Source organism: Rhizobium mesosinicum (genome assembly GCF_019511345.1).
Classification (GTDB): Bacteria; Pseudomonadota; Alphaproteobacteria; order Rhizobiales; family Rhizobiaceae; genus Rhizobium; species Rhizobium mesosinicum.
This window is the reverse complement of the sequence record NZ_JAEUAK010000001.1, coordinates 230,363-243,758: the sequence shown is the minus strand read 5'-3', so window position 1 is coordinate 243,758 and position 13,396 is coordinate 230,363. Positions and strand designations below refer to the sequence as shown.

12 protein-coding genes are annotated in these 13,396 nt (G+C 56.3%); 8 read left to right on the top strand and 4 right to left on the bottom strand.

All coding sequences use genetic code 11. From position 1 onward, the window contains the following. Positions 1-20: 20 nt before the first annotated feature. The 4 genes from JNB85_RS01175 to JNB85_RS01160 all read left to right on the top strand — a co-directional run bounded on the left by JNB85_RS01175 (position 21) and on the right by JNB85_RS01160 (position 4,300). Entirely contained in the window at positions 21-1,541 is a 1,521-nt protein-coding gene (locus tag JNB85_RS01175) for an amidase (RefSeq protein ID WP_220332563.1), read from the top strand. Between the two features lie 6 nt (positions 1,542-1,547). After that, positions 1,548-2,453 (top strand): alpha/beta fold hydrolase, encoded by a 906-nt coding sequence (locus JNB85_RS01170; RefSeq protein WP_223216389.1) that lies wholly within the window; start codon positions 1,548-1,550, stop codon positions 2,451-2,453. 79 nt (positions 2,454-2,532) lie between these two features. Continuing rightward, on the top strand, positions 2,533-3,348 hold the full coding sequence (locus JNB85_RS01165) for an MOSC domain-containing protein (protein WP_223216388.1): 816 nt from the start codon (positions 2,533-2,535) through the stop codon (positions 3,346-3,348). A 10-nt stretch (positions 3,349-3,358) separates the two neighbouring features. After that, positions 3,359-4,300: a PDR/VanB family oxidoreductase gene (locus JNB85_RS01160; RefSeq protein WP_220332562.1), complete on the top strand. Its 942-nt coding sequence runs from the start codon at positions 3,359-3,361 to the stop codon at positions 4,298-4,300. Positions 4,301-4,358: 58 nt separating this feature from the next. On the opposite strand, the gene JNB85_RS01155 is transcribed toward JNB85_RS01160, so the two are convergent. Then, positions 4,359-5,231: a LysR substrate-binding domain-containing protein gene (locus JNB85_RS01155; RefSeq protein WP_220332561.1), complete on the bottom strand. Its 873-nt coding sequence runs from the start codon at positions 5,229-5,231 to the stop codon at positions 4,359-4,361. 134 nt (positions 5,232-5,365) lie between these two features. Here JNB85_RS01155 and JNB85_RS01150 point away from each other — a divergent pair, with 134 nt between their 5' ends. The 4 genes from JNB85_RS01150 to JNB85_RS01135 all read left to right on the top strand — a co-directional run bounded on the left by JNB85_RS01150 (position 5,366) and on the right by JNB85_RS01135 (position 10,736). Then, positions 5,366-7,174, top strand: coding sequence for a glycosyltransferase family 4 protein (locus JNB85_RS01150; RefSeq protein ID WP_220332560.1), 1,809 nt, complete (start codon positions 5,366-5,368; stop codon positions 7,172-7,174). Positions 7,175-7,253: 79 nt separating this feature from the next. Beyond that, positions 7,254-8,459 (top strand): pentapeptide repeat-containing protein, encoded by a 1,206-nt coding sequence (locus JNB85_RS01145; RefSeq protein ID WP_220332559.1) that lies wholly within the window; start codon positions 7,254-7,256, stop codon positions 8,457-8,459. 266 nt (positions 8,460-8,725) lie between these two features. Continuing rightward, on the top strand, positions 8,726-9,712 hold the full coding sequence (moaA, locus tag JNB85_RS01140) for a GTP 3',8-cyclase MoaA (RefSeq protein ID WP_220332558.1): 987 nt from the start codon (positions 8,726-8,728) through the stop codon (positions 9,710-9,712). A 112-nt stretch (positions 9,713-9,824) separates the two neighbouring features. Beyond that, a complete protein-coding gene (locus JNB85_RS01135) occupies positions 9,825-10,736 on the top strand; it encodes a fructose bisphosphate aldolase (RefSeq protein WP_220332557.1) in 912 nt (303 codons plus the stop codon). A gap of 116 nt (positions 10,737-10,852) precedes the next feature. Here JNB85_RS01135 and JNB85_RS01130 read toward each other — a convergent pair whose 3' ends face one another. The 3 genes from JNB85_RS01130 to JNB85_RS01120 form a co-directional block, all read right to left on the bottom strand. Next, the gene (locus JNB85_RS01130; RefSeq protein WP_220332556.1) at positions 10,853-11,086 is read right to left on the bottom strand and encodes a hypothetical protein; all 234 of its coding nucleotides are present in this window, start codon (positions 11,084-11,086) and stop codon (positions 10,853-10,855) included. Positions 11,087-11,144: 58 nt separating this feature from the next. Then, positions 11,145-11,693, bottom strand: coding sequence for a hypothetical protein (locus tag JNB85_RS01125; protein WP_220332555.1), 549 nt, complete (start codon positions 11,691-11,693; stop codon positions 11,145-11,147). Between the two features lie 553 nt (positions 11,694-12,246). Continuing rightward, positions 12,247-12,753 carry a DNA N-6-adenine-methyltransferase gene (locus JNB85_RS01120; RefSeq protein WP_220332554.1) on the bottom strand — a complete coding sequence of 169 codons (507 nt, stop codon included), beginning with the start codon at positions 12,751-12,753 and terminating at the stop codon, positions 12,247-12,249. Positions 12,754-13,396 lie beyond the last annotated feature (643 nt).

Sequence of the window (13,396 nt, the reverse complement as noted above, 5' to 3'; positions counted from 1 at the left end):
ACCAGAGAAGGAACAGTACAATGCCTGTACGCCGCCCATCCAGAGCAGACATCATCGAACTGGGTAACCGTCGCCACCTCCAGCTCACGGAGGCTGAGGTTGACGATATGTACGAACTCGTCTGCGAGAACATGTCGCTTTATGACCGGCTCGAGCAGACGCCGGAACCAATCCGGGAAAGCGTCCCGGCCATCAGGACGATCGGTGTTCGTCCCGAGCCCAAGGATGACCCCTATAATGCCGTAACACGGCTGTGCTCCGTTCAGCTGCCCGGTGTCAAAGGAAAGCTCAGCGGCAAGACTATCGGCATCAAAGACACGATTACGGTCGCGGGCATTCCGATGTCCGGCGCATCCAGGGTGCTCTATGACTTCACGCCCACGATGGACGCACCCATCGTCACCCGAATTCTTGAAGCAGGCGGCCACATCACCGCGATGCTCAATACGGATGATTTTGCCTTTTCTGGCGCGGGTCATACCAGCGCCAATGGGATCATGCTCAACCCGGCAAACCCCGAATACACCGCCGGAGGTTCTTCTGGTGGTTCGGCCATTGCAGTGGGAACGGGGCTGGTCGACATCGCCATGGGCGGGGACCAAGGCGGCTCGATTCGAATCCCAGCTGCCTGGACAGGTACCGTCGGCCATAAGCCCACGCACGGACTGGTTCCATACACGGGTATCCTTGGCTTCGACCAAACTCTTGATCACATCGGCCCGCATTCCCGCACTGTCGAGGACTCGGCGCTCATGCTGTCCGTAATCGCTGGCAAGGACCACGATGTCGTCGACCCCCGTCAGCCGTCGTCGATCGAAGTGCAGGATTACCTCGGCGCGCTAACGGGTGACCTCCGCGGTCTCAGGATCGCGGTCGTCAAGGAAGGTTTCGAAATGCCTTTCGCCGGCGAAGATGTGAACTATTCCGTTCGCGAGGCAATCAGGCTCCTCCCTTCGCTGGGGGCGACCGTCGAAGAAATCTCAGTTCCCCAGCACCTTGATGTGCCGTTCATATGGAACTCCATCGCGGGCGAGGGCGGCGTGACGACTTTCTACGCTGGTCACCACAGCCTGCAGAACAAAGGCTGGTATGACACCCGTCTGATGTCGGCCATGGGACGCGGGATCAAGAGCCATGGCGGCGACTTCTCCCCGACGGCGAAAGCTGGCATCCTGGTAGCGGCTTACATGGCCGAGCAATACCAGGGCGTATTCTACGGTCGTGCTCGCAATCTCGCGAACGCGCTCACCAAGATCTACAACAAGGTCTTCGAAAAGTACGATCTCGTAGTCATGCCGACGACTCCGCAGACGGCTCACTCCGTTCCCAAGAGTCCCGAGGAAGATCGCAAGTCGTTCGTGCGGATGGCGATGAGCATGGTCGGCAACTGCGCTGCTTTCGACCTGACCGGAAATCCATCCATTTCCGTACCCTGCCATGACGTGAAGGGCTTGCCTGTCGGGCTCATGTTCACCGGCCGCTCGTTTGACGATGCGACTGTTCTGCGTGCTGGCCACGCGTACGAGCAGGTCAATCGGTAAGCCGTCATGGGAATGGTCGAAAAAACAGGGAGGTTTTTCGTGCCTATTTTCGAAGGCTTCGAAGAGCGGTCGATCGTCACGTCGGACGTCACCATTCAAGCCTGGATTGGAGGGAGCGGCCCGCCGCTCCTTCTTCTCCACGGCTATCCGCAAACGCATGTGATGTGGCACAAGATTGCACCAACGCTAGCCAGGCGCTTCACTGTCGTGGCTACGGATTTGCGCGGCTACGGGAAATCGCAGAAACCCGCCGGGGGAGAAGCCCACGAAAACTTCTCGAAGCGCGCCATGGCCAAGGACCAGGTGGAAGTCATGCGAAAGCTTGGTTTCGACCGTTTCAGCGTTGTCGCCCATGACAGAGGTGCGAGGGTCGCCCACCGCATGGCACTCGATCACGACGACGTCGTGGAGAAGCTGGTCCTGTTGGATATCGCGCCCACCGATACGATGTATGGCGCAACCGACAAGGCATTCGCCACCGCCTATTATCACTGGTTCTTTTTGATCCAACCCTACGATCTTCCGGAGCGGCTTATCAATTCGGACCCCGGATACTACCTGCGGAAGACGCTCAATGCGTGGTGCAAGACACCGGACTCGTTCCCCGAAGAAGTGATGGAGGAATACATCGGTGCGTTCTCCGACCCGGCCGCGATACATTCGGCCTGTGAAGATTACCGGGCAGCCGCGGGAATAGATCTCAAACATGATGCCGAAGACGGTCAGAGGCGGGTGTCCCAGCCATTGCTCGTTCTTTGGGGGGAGAGGGGAGTCGTCGGCAATTCTTTCGACGTCCTCGGAGTGTGGAAAACCCGCGCCGACAAGGTCGAAGGAGAACCGCTTCCGTGCGGACACTTCCTCGCTGAAGAAGTGCCTGAACTTCTGATGGAACGACTGGACAGGTTCCTCTAGAAAAAACGTCAACGCTCTCGGTTGCCAGAACCGCCAATCGCGGCCTTGTCGCGAGAGCATCCTTGAAAAGGCGGAGCAAATGTTGCTCCTGCACTCAGTCCCCCAGAAGGTCGATGTAGCAATGCAAGGGAATATAGAGAGCCTGTTTTACTACCCGATCAAAGGCCTGAGCCCACAGGGTATTCCGGGTGTCGATCTGCAGGTTGCCGAAGGCTTTCCGAATGACCGTGTTTTTGGTTTCGCGAGATACGACAGCGGATTTGATCCGGTAAACCCGCAACCGCTGCCAAAAGACCGATTTTTGGTGCTGGTGAAGGAAGACCGCCTCGCCGGTCTCCAGACTTATCTCGATCCGTCGACCCGTCAGTTGACGATGAAAATACAGGGGCACACGGCGTTCGAGGGGAACCTCCATCAAAGCGCCGATGTGTCGGCTGCTGTGGATTTCTTCGCGACGATGTTCGATCTCGGAGTGCAACAGCGCCCGATCTTCGCATACGCAGGCGTTCACCGCTTTACCGACGTGTCCGTTGTGTCGAAGGAACTGATGAATGCGGTTTCCCTGATCAATTTGGCATCAGTCCGCGACCTTGAAGCCAAGGTGGGAAGAGCGGTCGACCCTCTGCGATTTCGGGCAAATATTTATTTCGACGGGTGGCCTCCATTCTCAGAGCTTGATTTGGTCGGGACGGAGTTCTCTATCGGGACCGCTCGCTTGCGGATCGTGAGAAAAACACGTCGCTGCGCCGCAACCGAGGTGAATCCCGTCAGTGCTTTGCGTGATCTTCCCGTGCCCCGCCTGCTCATGCAGCATTACAGCCACGCCGATTTGGGAGTCTATGCCGAAGTACTTGAAGCCGGCTCGGTTCGTTCGGGCGATGTGATCAAGGTTTAAGGACAGTAGAATGCTTGGTGAACGGAATCTCGTCGTAACCGCCCGTCGCAACTTGACGGAAGACATCTGCGAGTTTGAACTCCGCAGACCAGACGGGGGCGTTCTCGCTCCCTTCCGCGCCGGAGCGCATATTAAAGTGCAAACACCCAGCGGAGATGTGCGTAGCTATTCGCTGACAAACGACGAGCTGGATCGAGATCGGTATACAATCGCGGTGAAACACGAACGCGCCGGCCGCGGCGGCTCGGCTAGCATGCATCAGGCCGCGGTGAAGGGGACGTTGATATCAGCCACGGAGCCGGCGAACGAGATCGAGATCGTGAATGGAGACCGCCATCTCCTCATTGCTGGCGGTGTCGGTATCACGCCGATGATTTCGATCTTCAGAAAACTCTCTCGCGAACACCACCCTGACTTCCACCTGGTTTACCTCAGCCGTGCACCCGAGCATGCTGCTTACCTGGAAGAACTGCTCGAAGTTCCCTCCGATCGCCTGACCGTCCATCACTCCGCCGTCCGCGGTCGCAGGTTCAATCTATGGCCGCTAGTCGCTACTCCTGCAAACACCCATCTTTACTATTGCGGTCCGAGCGCCCTGATGGAAACGCTCCGGTTGCTGACCATACATTGGCCCCGATCGCAGCTGCATTTCGAGGATTTCTCCGGGGTCAGCGCGATCGACGTCAATAGTGCGCCCTTCAAGGTGAGGCGCGTCTCTACCGGCGAAGTTTTTGATGTGCCAGCTGACAGGACGATCCTCGAGGTGTTGCGTGCGAACGGGCTCCATCCGCGTAGTTCGTGTGAAACCGGGACATGCGGGACCTGCCAGGTGCGGCTGATCACTGGCGATGCAGACCACAGAGATATGGTCTTGACCGAGGATGACCGCTTCCAATTCTTTATGCCATGCGTATCGAGGGCGCACGGAGGGGAAATCGTCCTCGATATTTAGGCGCGTTTACACAATTCGGAAGCCCACGAAACCAGGTTCCGCAGCAAATTACGTCCCGTTACGAAGCCACCCTGAAGGCCTGTTGAAGCCCGCCAGCGTCAGTGCGAATGAGATCGCCAAACGCCCGCGCGGCCGCTGAATCGCCGCCTTTGCCCCAGTAGAGGGCAAACTCGATCTCAGGCATCGGCGGAAGCCCACTCGAATCCGGAAGAACCCGCAACTCGGGCGAAACAAAGTCGGAGGCGAGGGGCGTTATCGCGAAGCCAGAAAGGGCGGCAGCGCGTACGCCGGAAAGGCTCGGACAGGTGTAAACAATGTGCCACGGACGTCCGGCTGAGCCCAAAGCTTCCAATGCCGTTGCACGGTAGATGCAAGGCTGGGGAAACACCGCAAGCTGGACAGGCTCTTCGGGATTGAAATCGTAGTCGTGAGCCGCGACCCAGTTCATCCGTTCACGAAAAACGAGCTCGCCTCCGTCATCCCCCAAAGCGCGCTTGCCGAGCACCAGGTCGAAATCGCCGTCGTAGAGGCGGTCAACCAGATTGCGGCTAATGCCGATCTCGACGCTTAGGGTGACGTCCGGATGAATTCTTCTGAAGCGGGCCAGGAGTTCTGGCAGGCAATATGTCGCAAAGTCGTCAGAGGCACCAAAGCGAACAGTGCCCGCAAGCTTGGGCGCACCGAAGTGTTGCTTTGCATCGTCTACGAGCCGGAGGAATTTTTGGGCGTAGCCCATGAATACCTCTCCGTCTTCAGTCAGTGAGACGGAACGGGTCGTGCGGTTGATGAACGTCCGCCCCGCTTGGGATTCAAGCCGTTTTATCTGGTAGCTGATTGTCGACTGGGTGGCGTTAAGCCGCTCAGCGGCCCGACTGAAGCCGCCGCTCTCGATCACCGTCACAAACGCGCGGACCAACTCGGGCTCGAACATTCGGCTCCCCATGAACATTCTCGATAAAACAGACATTATTTATTTATTTTTCCCATGTCAAACATTGCGCCCAATCTTAACCGGTCTTTCATTGCCCGGGTACTAGAAGTTGCGAAATCAGCTGGGGGAACATCATGCTTATCGTCGCTGTGGCTACAGCTTGGGGTAACCGCGAGGGCGGAATCAATTCCTTTAACTATTCCTTTCTCTCAGGGCTTTCCGCACTCCGGCTGGATCACAAATTGGTGTGCGTCGTCACTGACGTGAACAACGACGAGCGTCACGATGCCGAGAAAAAAGGCGTTCATGTCCTGCGAGTGTCTGGCGTCGAGAATGGGAGGCCGACGGACGCCAGCTCTTATGAAATCGTAGAATGGCTTACGAAAAACGGTTTCGATCCCCGGCAGGATTCGGTTTTCATAGGTCATGATATCGTCACCGGGTCAGTCGCCGTGAAGGCGGCTGAAAGATGCGGTGGTCGTGTCGCTCTCATTCACCACATGGCATATGAAGAGTACCAAAACCTTCGTGGTGGTCTTGGCGAGAAAACGGGGCTGAATTTCGATCGCCAGCAGCAACTATTCGAAACCCCTCACGCAACGGTCTTCGGCGTTGGCACTTATCTGGCCGAGAAGGCTGGGAGCTTGGGGGGGAAACAACCGCATGTGCTGATCCCCGGCTTTCCTGAACAGTTCGAGCGAAACTCAGCCCTCAACAATCAACTGAGGATCGCGATCGCGGGGAGGTTCACTCCCGACCAAGAGCCACTCAAACAGGCCGCGCTTCCAATAGAGGCACTTGGAAAGGCGATTCGCGATGCCGCCTGGACAGTGAAGCTTTTGGAAGACCCGACGGTATTCATCATCGGCGTGGATGGAGATCGGATCCGCGAAGCGAAGCTCGAAACACTCGCCAGCCGTATTGCAGGCCGTCACGTTAACATTGTTCCTCGCCCGTTCAACGACGATCCGAACGCCGTAGTGAGCGTTTTGAAGCAATCGAATCTGGCCATCGTTCCGTCGTTTCATGAAGGCTTTGGATTATTTGGCTGGGAAGCGATCGGCTGCGAGGTACCCCTCATACTCGGCAGGAAAACGGGACTTTTCAAGTTTATCAGCAGCCAAGTTGGAAGAGGCGAAATCCATTCGGTTGATATGCTAGGTGGGGTTGGTAGGCAGCGTGATGTAGACGCGATAGCTGAGGCAATCGTCGAAGTCGCCAAGGACCTGCCATTGGCGAAACAAGATGCCATCCGTCTTAGAGAGCGATTGAAGACCGAGAAAGGGTGCACTTGGAAGCACACCGCGGAAGCCTTTTTGTCTGCCATCGACCCACGAAGAGAACCAGGGCTACCAGCAAGGAAGACGCCCAGCGCGAATGCACCATCGAGGCACTTTAACAGCGGAAAGAAGGATTTCTTCCCCAGATGCGTGGAGCTCACTCTGTCGGAGAACCAGGGAAGCACGCCCGAGCGCTTTGATGTCCAAGCTGATCTTTGGTTTGGAAAGCAGCCGCTCGTGCTTGACGATATGAAGGTCGAGTTGTCCTTGCGCCGTGCGCAGGTTGCTGTCTCATCGACAACAGGGCGAATTTTTGGCGAGCGCCTGGGCGACAACCCTAAGGTCGCCGGGCTGGAGCCAACGGCCGGGGGAATGTGGATCGTAACAGATCCGGGCGGCGGCGATACTCTCGGACATCGTGCTCTGGGGGTTGCGCCGATTTGTCAGATCGAGACACCTCCGTCGACTATGGCGGATGTTACCGTCAAAGTCTTGGTGTCACCAAAGGACGTGAACTGCGAGTTTGATCTCCCGGCTGAGGACCGTGGAAGTTTGAAGGAAAAACTTATGGCGATCGTCGTTCAGAAAGCGTTGTTGGACGAAACGACAGGTGAAGTGATCTTCAGCCAAGCGGAACTGCGACAGGATGACATCAATGATTGACCCTAAGGCCGCCCGATCACTTCGACTCCTTCGTGACTCGACTGCTACAAGCTTCGAAGATCTCGTACGGATAGCCGAGATGGATCCGTCCAAAGACTTCCGAAATGTCGACTTGCGACACATAGATTTCGGCTGTGCAGACCTCAGCGGTTTCGACTTCACTCTGGCGGATATGACAGGCGCAGATCTTAGCCGCGCGAAGACCGCAAACGCCATCTTCACCCGTACGACAGTTGGCGGCGTGAAATGGCCTCGTGATAAGAAGTTGCTGAAGCGACGAGGCCATTACTTACCCTCGCACTTCCATCGTGCGGTAGTTGAAGACGTGGTGAAATTCATTGGAAAAGAAGCTCGTGTCCCGGAGGTCAAGGTTAGCATGCCGGCGGGAACTGGTCGCTCAGCTCTTCTTGCCGCACTGCTAGAGCGGTACGAAGAGGCGGGTTTGCTCGGCGACGTGCTGATCGTAGTCGATACCTCTTCCGAGCGAGATAAGCTTCAAGACCGTCTGACGGAGGCTTTCGGTCCGAGCATTGTTGCATTCCCACCCCGGGGAAAAAGGGCGCGACCAAGCCATGCGCGGATCGAGATCGTCACTGCGTCGGCGCTATCGCTCTGGATCAATGCACCGGAGAGGTCTGCTCTTCGTTTGAGCCGGAGCTTGAACTGCCTCGTCACTTATACGCTGCGATCGAGGCGTGGTGAAATGGGTGAGCGCTTCCGCAAAGCCTTCGGCACGACGTTCCGGCTCACATTCGAAGCCGATTGGGAATTTCTGGAGGTTCCAGCTGAGAATTATGATCTCGATTTTCGGTACGCTCTAAGCGAAGCTCTGAAAGACCAGCTTGTGGAGAAAGCCCAAACGGTCCAGATCCAAACGGAACTGGAACTCATGGAAGCCATTCGGCACGAACCAGTCGAAGCTCACGGCGTCATCATTGTAAGTGACGAAATTGACATCGAGCGCTTTACAGAAAAACTGCGGGCTGATGTGTCGGAAGACGGCCTGGACTGGCGACTGATCCCGCTAAAGAACATGAGCCCCTCATCCTTAGAGCGGCTTGGAGGCGTCATTCACGTAGTCGATGCTTCTCTTGCGGCCGACTGTGATTTGAGCGACGCGGATTTTGTTGTGACAGTTACTCGTGTGCCCACATTGCTCACTCGGGCGCTGAAATATCCGCGCTTCAAAGACAATCGGGTTCACACTCCGGTTGTGTACGAGATGGGCCGCCCGCTTCGAACATTTTCTAGAGATTTGTTGCGCAAGATCCGTAGCGAAAAATGAGAGATCCAATATCACATCCTCGCGCGGGATTTGCTCCGGAATCTCACCACGCGCCTATGACTGCGGCTAAAATTCCGGTCGGATGATCTGCTGCGGGGTGTCATCTCGCCAAGAGGGTAGCGACCCGACTGCTCTTCAACCCTATACTCTGGGATGGTTGCAGCTCGCTACGATCACAGTAATTTTAGTCGATCGATTCCCGGAGTGCGGAAGTGACGTTGTTTGCGAGAGACTTATCAAGCTCAGAAGGCAACCCATCACCAGCGATGGTCGACCCGTTCGGACGAGCGCTCACTTATCTGCGCGTCTCCGTCACCGACCGTTGCGATTTCCGCTGCACCTATTGCATGGCGGAAAACATGACGTTCCTGCCGAAGAAGGACCTTTTGACTCTGGAAGAGCTCGACCGGCTCTGTTCCGCCTTCATCGCCAAGGGCGTGCGCAAGATCCGCCTGACCGGCGGCGAGCCTCTGGTGCGCAAGAACATCATGCATCTGGTGCGCCAGCTCGGAAAGCAGATCGGCTCCGGCCTCGACGAGCTGACGATCACCACCAACGGTTCGCAGCTCGCCCGCCATGCCAAGGAGCTCTATGACTGCGGCGTGCGCCGCATCAACGTCTCGCTCGACACACTCGATCCGGAAAAATTCCGAAAGATCACCCGCTGGGGCGATTTCGCCAAGGTCATGGAGGGTATCGATGCCGCCCAGAAGGCCGGCCTGAAGATCAAGCTCAATGCCGTGGCGCTGAAAGGTTTCAACGAGACGGAAATACCAGACATGCTGCGTTTCGCCCATGGCCGCGGAATGGATCTGACCGTCATCGAAACCATGCCGATGGGCGAGATCGAGGAAGACCGCACGGACCAATACCTGCCGCTCTCACAACTGCGCGCCAGTCTCGAACGGCAATTCACTCTCGAAGATATCGACTACCAGACCGGCGGCCCTGCGCGCTACGTCCGCGTCGCAGAGACCGGCGGCCGCCTCGGATTCATCACGCCGCTCACCCATAATTTCTGCGAGAGCTGCAACCGCGTGCGCCTCACCTGCACCGGCACGCTTTATATGTGCCTTGGCCAGAACGACGCCGCCGACCTGCGATCAGCGCTGCGCGCCACCGAAGACGACGGCCTGCTGCATGCGGCGATCGACGAGGCGATCACCCGCAAGCCCAAAGGCCACGATTTCATTATCGATCGCACCCACAAGCGGCCCGCTGTCGCCCGGCATATGAGCGTTACGGGTGGGTGATCTTTCAAGCAACGATCAAACGTCGGGGCATCGGCCAAGGGGTGGTCGATCAACATGGACGTGCAGGCGGAACTAAAGTCTAGGCGATCACCGCCATGACACGAGGGATATAATGGCACCAGATGCAAGAATGATGTCGCAGATGACGAGCAAGGCGGGCTTCGTCGCAGCTCTCGATCAGAGCGGAGGTTCCACACCAGCCGCTCTGCGCCTCTATGGCATTGCAGACTCCGACTATAGTGGCGACGAAGAAATGTTTCGTTTGGTTCACAGTATGCGTGTTCGGATCATGACCACGCCATCTTTTTCCGGCGAGAAGGTGATCGGCGCAATCCTCTTTGAGAAAACAATGGATGGCGACGTAGGCGGCAAAGCGGTCCCGTCGTACCTGTGGGAAGACCGGGCCATCGTTCCATTTTTGAAGGTCGATAAGGGGTTGGCGGCGGAGGCGAACGGGGTGCAGCTGATGAAGCCGATACCTGACCTTGACGCTCTCCTTGAGCGTGCCGTTTCAAGGGGAATCTTCGGAACCAAAATGCGGTCGGTGATTGCTTATGCCGACCGGTCGGGAATCGCCTCTGTCGTGAGGCAACAGTTCGAAATCGGAAAACGGATCCTCGACCACCAGTTAATTCCGATTATCGAACCTGAGGTTCTCGTCAAAAGCCCTACAAAGCAGGGAGCCGAGGCAATCCTCCTGGATGAGATCATCCGTGAACTCGACGGCTTGGCGTCCGGTCAGCAAGTCATGATCAAAGTCTCGATTCCAACCGTTCCCGATTTCTATAAACCGCTGATCGACCACAAATCAGTCGTCCGCGTGGTGGCTCTTTCTGGTGGTTACAGTCGCATCGAAGCCTGCGAAAAGCTCACCCACAACCAAGGCATGATCGCCAGCTTTTCACGAGCCTTGACGGAAGATCTCAAGGCAACGATGACTGATGCGGAATTCGATTCCAGCCTAGGGCGCGCGATCGGGCAGATTTATAGCGCTAGCGTGGAGAAAAGTCCCATTGGGTCCTAGCGGCGACTTTCGAACGTCTTTCACTCTGACACTACTTATCAGATCTGCAGGATCGCGAGTTGTGTTCCGTACGCCAGGTCGGCATGGCGACTTGCTTAAAGGCAATCGCCAACTGATCAACGATTTGAAAACTGCTCGATTGCATGCTGTAGCGCATCGTATACTTGGGGAAGCTGCTGACCATCGAAAGCAGGCGACGCGGATCTGAGCGCGCTATAGCCATCCCGTCGAATGAACATCTTTCCCTTTTTAAGCTCTGCGTACTCAAGTTCCCAGCCACTGACGTCGCCGTTGACATAGAAAAACTTCACGAGCCAGTCATCATCGATATCTTTGAAGATCACTTCCACGTTCGAGATGTCGACGTTTGGAACGGCAAATGCGCCAGTGGATATGAATGGCGTCCAGTCACGCTCCTTGAAAAGATCGTCCAGTCCCTGCCTGAAGTCGAAACGCGCTTTGGGATCCCATAGCATCAGCTGGTTGGCAGCCCTTTACGTATTCGTCGACGGCATCCTTGATAGAAGCCCGTTCGTTGGGGGTATCACCCATTTCCTGGGCGCGATAACGAAGTAAGCCCTCCGCGTGATCGAACTCGGACAGAACATCGAATACTTCTATCTTGTCATCGAAAGTCACTGAGCTACGAATCCCGAGTTCGGCGTAGCCATCGGACGGGCGTTCATCCTCATCGGGAAATTCAACTTCAAGGCAGCCGTAAGTCCTGCCGGACTCCGGCATCTGTCTCGCTCCGTATACTGCACGTGAATGACCCAGTCCCTTCGCCAAGAATGGAAGGGCGTGCGTGAGCGCAACTGATAGGGTCGGACCCGAGACTATCCGATGCGCATCCTCGTATTTCCCATAGACGTACATGGGAAACTCGCAATCATTTTCGAAGGTCAGCAGTGCATTCGTTAGTTTTCTTATTGCAGTACTTTCAAGGAAATCTGTCATTGCCTGCTTCCATCTCGTCATCGATGACTAAATGGTTGTCCGGATTCTTGGCAGCCGCAAGGCCGAAATTGGCAACGCTCAAGCTCAGCGCAGGACGCGACACAGCCACTGACGTGCGTTTGAAAATCATCTCCGATCATATGGCCAGAGGCAGTTGAGCCGGCGTGCTTCACATGCGATGAGAACTGCGTGCGCTCCGTTAGGCACCCCGCCAAGTCCGAACTACGGTGCGCCTCGAACGAGAGCTTGGAACTGGCTCCCTCTTGCCGCCTTGAATACCGCTCCTTCATGATCCTTTCGCACGCGCCGAAGGAACGCGAGAAGTTATCGGGCACGAGTGTGCCTTTTCAGCGCGATTCCAGCGTCTCCGCCGGACGTCACCTATCATCAGGGCCAACCTGTCGAAACTCGTTAGTCATCAGTATCCTCAAGCCTGTGCTTGAGCCCTCCTGCTGATGCTGAGTGTCAGGTCAAAAGTCGGGGGCACACGCACGTAATGTCTCGCGATTCCAGAGACGACTAGCGCTTTCCTGCGGAGGTTTTGGCAGTTCCTCTAATTAGAGACGACGCTAGAGACTATCCGTAAAGGGCTGGCTAGGATGCCAAGCCGTTTAGCCGCTGCGTTCAGCAACGCTACCGATGCTTGCTCTCCTGTAGCCCAGAGCGCAGTTCCGTTCGAAGGAGATTTGCCCTCGGTGCCGTCCGGCCTGATGAAGCGAAGCTTAGGAGTAAATAGCACCTGGTCCGCCTTCGTCCAAGCCTCATGAAACCAAGGCGCGCTGGTTCGGTCGGGCGTCAAAGCAATCCCGTTGCCATGCTGGAAGAACTTGTCCAGCCAGGGCTTCAACCCGTTCCGGCCTCCAAATGGGGGGTTCATCCAAACGAATCCCGACCACGCACGCTCTAAGCCGCCTTCAGCTATGAAGTTGGATGCCGGAACATGTGTTGTGGCGTCTCGCGGTGCAGCGACATCGAGATCGAAGCGGCACCCAAGCGCTTCGAAGACATGCTTTGGCGTGTACCATTCGTCCGATTTGCCTGCGGTATCCCAATAACCCAACGTTCCACCATTCTTGCGAGCCCTTGGCCCTATGATGGCGCTGATCGAAGCAAGTTGATTTTCGCCGGTGGAATTTTATGTTCGGCGGGCGGATGCCAAGGTTGTGAGGTAACCAGGGTCGAGCATATTCGCGTGAGGAATGCTTCTGATGTCCATCCAGGAAGGCCGACAAGGCCATCGTTTACTGCCGCGGTCGCCCACGTCGTCCTGTCGAAGTGGGCGCATGCAACTCCTGTGTTCCAAAAAAAACTTTTCGTATCGCCGGCTTAGCAGAGGCCGTTATCTGAGAAAAAAATCAGATGGACCAAAAGGACCGAAACTAGGTACGTTGGAAAAACCTGTCGAGCAGTGTCGATAACCGATAACCGAACCATCGGGCGACGGTTGAGCTTATAACAGGTTCAGACCACATCCATGATCTGGCCCAGTGCATGATGTGCCAGCCAGGCTCGGCCGCTGGAGGATGGAAACTAAGTGCAATTAGAGCAGGGGGCTGCCGGGGGGTGGTCGCAACCACTGAGGGATATCCGCGAAAGTACTAGGAGGTAGCGGTATCTGCACGCCTCCAAGCGAGATTGGTCGAGACAGCTAATTTTGGCTACGTCTTCGACAACCATCGGCGTCGCCAATTGATCGAGTTCCC